The sequence below is a fragment of the Priestia sp. P5_B4 genome (genome assembly GCF_056400385.1).
In genome coordinates, this window is sequence record NZ_JBFULJ010000734.1 from 1 (window position 1) to 1,924 (window position 1,924).

Consider the following 1,924-nt stretch of genomic DNA (forward strand, 5'->3'; position numbering starts at 1 on the left):
CAATTAAGCATGGGGGATAAATGGTGGGCAGCTTACTTTCAGGGTGTAGTTCCTCGTACTGCTGGTTTTAATACCTTGGATATCGGGGCGCTCACATTGCCTTCGAAAGTGTATATGATGGGTCTTATGTTTATTGGAGCGGCTCCAGGTTCAACAGGCGGTGGAATTAAAATAACTACGTTTGTCTTAATATTGTTTGCTTTATGGTCAGTATTGACAAATAAAGAAGAGATTAATGTTTTTCGACGCCGAATTCCTAAATCGCTTGTGTATAGAGCTTTTTCTATTGCTACTTCCGGGATTATTTTTGTTTCTATTATTTTCTTTCTACTCACAATCACAGAAAAGGGTGTAGATATGTCTACCCTTTTGTTTGAAACGTTCTCTGCTTCTGGAACAGTTGGATTAAGTGCTAACTTTACAGGAGATTTAAGTCCTATAGGTCGAATTCTGATTACAATTATGATGTTTATTGGCAGAGTGGGACCTCTTACCATTGGCTTTGTACTTGCGATTCGTTCAAACAAACAATCTAAAATTAGGTATGCAGAAGAAAAGATTCTTATTGGTTAAAAATTTATTTTAAATATATAATTTGGTCAACAAATTCATGATTTAGGCACAAGTAGCCTAAACCACGAATATCTCTTTTTATTATAAACAAACTACTCAAGGTGCTGAGAATTATCTTCGATCTAAATCTCATTAACCTGTAGAAAAACTCCCTATTTATTGGAGGGAGTTTTTTCTAATTTTAAACTGTATATGATTTTAGTTAACATAAAACAAGATATAGGAACCAAAAAAGCCATGAATATGTAGATTCATGGCAATAATTTTACTAACTTCCTCCATTGTAAAAGGGGGAAATAAAAAAGTTATGATCTGTCATAATATATTGATGTAATTGCTGCAGAGTAGTATCCAAAGTAGAAGATAAAGAATCAGCAGCATATGCACAAACTGAAACTATACCCTCCTCCTCAACAAAATTATCGGTAGTTGATTCAAATTCTTCTAGTAAAAGAACATCTGGTTTCTCTGAAGCCCATTCTACGTGAGCCCATGTTCTTATCATCGTATCTTTCATTTTCAACATAGACAAATCTTCTTGAAAATGAGTAAGAATAGTTTTTGTGTGAAAATCACCATTTGCCAAGTAATAATCAAAATTATTAACTAAACGAATAGATTCTTTTTGTTTATGAATAAACTTTTTATCAATAGTAGCTTTTATTAGGGGAAGTGCCCTCATATTCTCAATTATCAATATACGTTGTTTACTGTCTAATCCATTCTTAATAAAACGCATTAAATTATTTATGTAAAATTGTTTATCTTCAAAACGGTAAAAGACATGACCTTTATCAAATTTTTTAGAACTAGATATAGAGTTAATTGTTTTCATAGTTCACCTCAGAGTGGTTTTGGTAAAAATTTTAAAAAATCTACAGAGTAATAAGGTATTCTTATTTGTGTGAATTTTACATATTTCGACGTTAAATGTCCTTTAATATACAGAAAAAATAATGGATTAGTAATTTTCTGTTTTATGATGTGTATAACATACAAGATTTCTATTTATTGGATTAATCATATCATAGAAGGCGAATTCGGCTTTGATTTTTTACCCTTTGTAACAAATTGTTTAATAAATCATGAAGTAGAGTAGGGAATTTTATATTAAGAAATTAACAAAAAAATAAGTGTTTTGACACGTGGTGGTATAATTAGTATAAAAACTAAATAATAGTCTCAACAGGCTTTTCGGAGGAAATCATGAAAGATGAAATAGGATTTTTAGGGGATAAAATCTTAGAATATAGATTTGAAATCGCTAATGAAGTACATGAAAATAGAATAGTTGATATTACAGAAGAAGAAAAGAAACAATTAGCTCCTTTTGAAGTGGAACTTATTAATA

Annotated in this window: 2 protein-coding genes; one reads left to right on the forward strand and one right to left on the reverse strand. The window is 30.7% G+C overall.

Annotation, left to right across the window (positions count from 1 at the left end):
* Nucleotides 1-573, forward strand: a 573-nt coding sequence (locus AC1DRF_RS25310; RefSeq protein ID WP_477741991.1) for a potassium transporter TrkG, incomplete at its 5' end; no start/stop codon positions are given.
* A 268-nt stretch (nucleotides 574-841) separates the two neighbouring features.
* On the opposite strand, the gene AC1DRF_RS25315 is transcribed toward AC1DRF_RS25310, so the two are convergent.
* Nucleotides 842-1,408 carry an MEDS domain-containing protein gene (locus AC1DRF_RS25315; protein ID WP_477741992.1) on the reverse strand — a complete coding sequence of 189 codons (567 nt, stop codon included), beginning with the start codon at nucleotides 1,406-1,408 and terminating at the stop codon, nucleotides 842-844.
* Nucleotides 1,409-1,924: the final 516 nt, after the last annotated feature.